The 4,640-nt window shown below is 59.3% G+C and carries 5 protein-coding genes; 2 read left to right on the plus strand and 3 right to left on the minus strand.

Annotated elements, in window-relative coordinates:
• On the minus strand, positions 1-1,130 hold a 1,130-nt coding region (locus D3227_RS41405; RefSeq protein WP_342634057.1), incomplete at its 3' end, for a DUF6600 domain-containing protein.
• Between the two features lie 472 nt (positions 1,131-1,602).
• On the opposite strand from D3227_RS41405, the gene D3227_RS39685 reads away from it, so the two are divergent.
• On the plus strand, positions 1,603-2,604 hold the full coding sequence (locus tag D3227_RS39685; protein WP_120019390.1) for a L,D-transpeptidase family protein: 1,002 nt from the start codon (positions 1,603-1,605) through the stop codon (positions 2,602-2,604).
• A gap of 54 nt (positions 2,605-2,658) precedes the next feature.
• On the opposite strand, the gene D3227_RS39690 is transcribed toward D3227_RS39685, so the two are convergent.
• Entirely contained in the window at positions 2,659-2,988 is a 330-nt protein-coding gene (locus D3227_RS39690) for a low affinity iron permease family protein (RefSeq protein WP_120019391.1), read from the minus strand.
• A gap of 140 nt (positions 2,989-3,128) precedes the next feature.
• Positions 3,129-3,416, minus strand: a complete 288-nt coding sequence (locus tag D3227_RS39695; RefSeq protein WP_120019392.1) for a DUF982 domain-containing protein — start codon at positions 3,414-3,416, stop codon at positions 3,129-3,131.
• A 405-nt stretch (positions 3,417-3,821) separates the two neighbouring features.
• Between D3227_RS39695 and D3227_RS39700 the strand changes: the two genes are divergently transcribed.
• Positions 3,822-4,121 carry a DUF1236 domain-containing protein gene (locus tag D3227_RS39700; RefSeq protein WP_120019393.1) on the plus strand — a complete coding sequence of 100 codons (300 nt, stop codon included), beginning with the start codon at positions 3,822-3,824 and terminating at the stop codon, positions 4,119-4,121.
• Positions 4,122-4,640 lie beyond the last annotated feature (519 nt).

Below are 4,640 nucleotides of genomic sequence, written 5' to 3' on the forward strand. Positions count from 1 at the left end.
GGCTTGGCCGCCTGCTCGGGCTCGGCCTGCTGCTGCTCGGCGGCGGGCTGCTCCTTGGCCTTTTTCTGCGGCTTGGCCGCCTGCTCGGGCTCGGCCTGCTGCTGCTCGGCGGCGGGCTGCTCCTTGGCCTTTTTCTGCGGCTTGGCCGCCTGCTCGGGCTCGGCCTGCTGCTGCTCGGCGGCGGGCTGCTCCTTGGTCTTTTTCTGCGGCTTGGCCGCCTGCTCGGGCTCGGCCTGTTCGGTCGTGGCTGCGCCTTCGGTCGGCTTCGATTTCCGGCCAGCCTGAACCTTCTTCACCTCCTCGATATCTTTGATCTCAGCTGGTTTGGCATCGGCATCGGCTTTCACCTCGCCTTCAAAGACCCTGACCGTATTGTTTTCCAGTTTGCCGGACTGCTCGGGCGTGTCGGTCTTGCTGACCTTGACGACAGGCACCTCCTGGTTCGTCTCCTTCTCGATGACATCAACATCTATGACCTTGTTGATCACCACGTTGTTCTGGATCGTCACGTCGCCGGCCGGCTCGGCCGCCTCGACAATGCGCACAAATTCCGGCTCGTCACGGATAACGACGACAGAAATGTCCGCAGCAAGGAATTCGCGGGTGGGGACAACGACCCAGTAAAAATCCGGCGTCGCGTCGAAGGTCACCTCGATTGAAATCAAATCCGGATCGCGGCGCGGCGGCAGCGGAGCCCAAATCATGTGCTCCCTGTCACGACGCCAACTCACCCATGCTGGCGCCCAACGAGTACCCGGAACCCAGTACCAGCCAATGTCGTCGGCATAGCCCCACCGGCCGAAATGGTACGTCGCCCAGCCGAATGGCTCGTCGGATACCCAGAGCCAGCCATACTGCTCGGTATAGACCCAGTGTCCAAGGGTATACGGACGCCAATCGTCAGGTACATCAACCGGCACGAAAACGGTCGCTCCGTGATACGAAACCCAATCACCATGGGAAGATAGGTCGTGGTAGAATGTGCTGATCGAAACTTCCGTGGCAGCCCTAGCCTCAGACACAAGCGACAATGGCGTAATCGGGTTGGGAATCTCGACGACCGTGAGCAGACAGGCGGTTACGCCGCCCAGCATCAGTCGGACCGTATTTGGGGCAAGGACGCGTTTCATCCTAGTTATCCTCCGAAACAGATCGCCCTTCATCTTACAAATTCGCCGGTTGTCGGATTGTTCCATCTCGCTAACTCTGTCGCACCCCACAACGGCTGCTCGGCATCGCAAGCGTTCCGAGCGCTCGCATGCTCCTTTTCGCCCAAAAACGTTGATCCGCGTAACGGACGTTAGCCCCGGCGGCTATCCATTCTGGCCAGCACGCGTGGCCGGGCGGTCGCTGGCGCCGCTTCAGCGCCGCTTCACCAGAAGCGGGGACTCCTTGCCGATGGGCGTCTATCATAGTCATAGTCGACGAGCGGCAACAGCATTGAGCGCCATCTCGGCGCGGCCAGCGCTCGTTCATCTACTCGATATTTCGAGTCGCAAACGGCTCAGCACGGTGACTGCCGACGATGCAGCTGCCAGCGAATGGAACCAGATAGGCTTTGCAGCGTCATAGAGCAGGTTTGGTGTCCAGGGAGTGACGTCGATGATCAGGCTCCTTCTTGTCGTCGCCGCGGCGCTCATCCTCGCCTCCGCCGGGACCGAGGCGGCCAAGCTGGACCTAGCCACGGTCAATCAGGCCCAATTCGCCGCCGGAGAACCGAAAGGCTTCAGCCCGGCCCTCCTGAAGGCACAGATCCTTTTGGATCGCGCCCGCTTCTCGCCGGGCCTCATCGACGGGCGCGTTTCAGAGAACTTCACCAAAGCGGTCCGGGCCTTTCAGTCGGCGAACGGTTTCCCATCCGATGGCAAGCTCACGCGGGAGACCTGGGACAAGCTGATGGCAACCTCCGCCAGCCCGGTCCTGGTTACCTATGAGCTGACGCGCAAAGATGTGCGCGGACCTTTTACCAAGCGTATTCCGGCGCGCCTCGAGAGGATGGCCCGCCTGCCGCGGCTTGGCTATCACGACGCGATGGAGAAGCTGGCAGAACGCTTCCATGTCAGCGAACAATTGCTCAGACGGCTCAATCCGGGCACCCGCTTCAAGAAGGTCGGCACGAAGTTGCTTGTGCCGGATGTTGGTCGGGCCGATCCTCCTACTGCCGTTGCCGGCGTCGAGGTCGACAAGGGCGCCCGCCTGGTGCGCGTGCTTGATCCCTCGGGAAAATGGCTCGCAGTCTTCCCGGCTTCCATCGGCAGCGACGAGAAGCCGGCGCCGAATGGCGAGGCGGAGATTAAACGCGTGGTGCATAACCCGACCTATCACTACGATCCCGACTTCGCTTTCAAGGGGGTCAAGTCCAAGCGGCCCTTCACCATTGCCGCCGGGCCGAACAATCCTGTGGGATCGATCTGGATCGACCTTTCCATCGAAAGCTACGGAATTCACGGCACGCCCGAACCTGGTAAGATCGGCACGACCTTCTCCCATGGCTGCATCAGGCTGACCAACTGGGATGCAGAAGACCTCGCCTCTATAGTGGAGAAGGGGACAAAAGTTACCTTCAAGGGCGAAACGGCGGCGGCTGGAGATAAGCAGCCTTAGTAGCTGCCGAGACAGGGTAAACCCGTCCAAGATCTGTGTCGTTAATGCTCGAGGCTAGCCTGCCTTCGCCTCGGCCTCAATTTCAGCGAGCTTCTCGTCGATTTCGTGCGGTTGGCCATGTTCCAGGCCAACGACGTCGTTTCTTGTCTCATTAAGCGCAACAATAATCTCGTCGAGCTTGGCGTGGATGGCCGAGGTGTCGCGATAGCCTTGGATCAGAACCACCCCGGTGATGATGATTGCGGCAACCGACAAGGCATAGGTGACGATGTTGGTCATCCCGAATGGTACAAGCAATGTGCAAAGGACCATGGCCGCCAAAACGAAATAGAACTCGGGAGGGCGCGCCAGAAAATCAGCGATGAGAAACAGGAACCGGTTCACCGGGAACCTCGCTGCCAGCGCCTGAAATCATCCAGTTTCCTCCCGCCCGATGAGCGCCGGCACGTCGGAATTCCCTATAGGCTTTCTGCCCGTCTAGGCGGCGCTCGTTTTCTGTCGTCTACGCTGGTCCGCCGCTCTGGCTAGCATAGCGATCTGACAAGTTCATCGTACATCTTGAGAGCCGAACTCCGCTTCACAGATTGAAGCATGCTCTGCTCTCGCGCCGCCCGTTTGAACGCTTGAAAGGCAACCTGAGGCTTGCAACCTCCCTCCCTCGCAGCAGCGAGGAGGCGAGCTGCCTCCTTGAATGTACGTTTTTCCTTGTTCTCCCATCGCCCGCCAAGGGCTTTCTCGGCTTCACAGATCGAAGAAACCTGCATCAAGCGCCCATCTGCAAATCGAATTCTGATTGGAAGAAAAGCACTCATCGGGGTCGTGTCCTCCGCGAAGAACGGCAGAACGCGAGCGTAGACAAATGGTTGCAATAGGCTTCGGCAGTCTGGGCGAGTGGGGATCGCCGCTTAGCAAATGGCGCGGCGAGGTTTTTCATTCAGCTATCAGCTTAGGCGGCTCGACAGCCGATCGGGGTGACGAGAGGCCGCCGAGCCTATGGGAGTCCCTCGCGTCGGTATTCGACTGGATCTCGCGCTATGTGAAATTCGGATGGTAGAGGGGATAGGAAGGAAAGCGCATCGGCCGGCGGGTATTTTCTGTCCCAATCGGCGAGAAGTTGCAGCCTCTTTGGAACAAGAGTTTTTTCTTTCCGTTGGGATAGGTGACACGGTTTGCGATCAACGCAGCTGAGGGGCGGGTCCGCTAAAACGGAGAATAGTATGAAAATCCAACTCACAACCGCTGCGGCCGGCTTGTTCATTCTTCTAGGGGTCGGCGCCGCCGCCGCCGAGGACATCATCATCCAACCCGAAGAGGACACTGTCATCCAGGAGTATGTGAAGAAGGAGCCCTTGGCATCCCTCAAGTTACCGGGTGTGGAACTCAACGTCGGCACCGCTCTGCCGGATACGGTTGAGCTTCGTGAAGTTCCCAATGTCAAATATCGTTACGTGGTGATCGACAACCGGACGGTTCTCGTGGACCCCGGCACGCGCAAGATCGTCAAGATCTATAACTGAGGTTTCATCATCGTCTCTTAGCCCCGCCTCCGGCGGGGCTGTTTTTAGCGGTGAGTACTTAGGCCGGTTCGCGATCGGTCGCGGTCTGGGTAACCAGCCGAGGCTACCAAGAGAGAGAACGGCGGGGGTTTGATGCATGACCTCTCTCTTTTATCGCCGAGTTCCTTTCCAGGCCGCCTGGCTTCCATGATGCAGACCTTAAGCAGCCATCAGCGACATTCCGCCTAGCGCGCTCCCCGCGCCCCGCGGCCGTCATGCGGGCCTTCTTCAGTGCTCCGCTGAGGTTGCGACGCCGACTGCTGGCTGAATATGGTTGCTGACGAGTTCGACGGACTAAGGGGGAGTAGCGTGCCTTCACTGGCAGGCTGCTCACCTGAACGATTCCTCCGTTGCTCACCAAGATGTTCCCCACGGCTGCGGCCGTTCAGTTGGCCATTGTCTTGACGGTCGCGACCGACGGCGACGCATCAAACACCATCGCGTGAGCCTTTTCCTTGCGCCATATCTTCACCCGGCGTT

Origin of the sequence: Mesorhizobium waimense, assembly GCF_003601975.1 — a bacterium.
Classification (GTDB): domain Bacteria; phylum Pseudomonadota; class Alphaproteobacteria; order Rhizobiales; family Rhizobiaceae; genus Mesorhizobium; species Mesorhizobium waimense.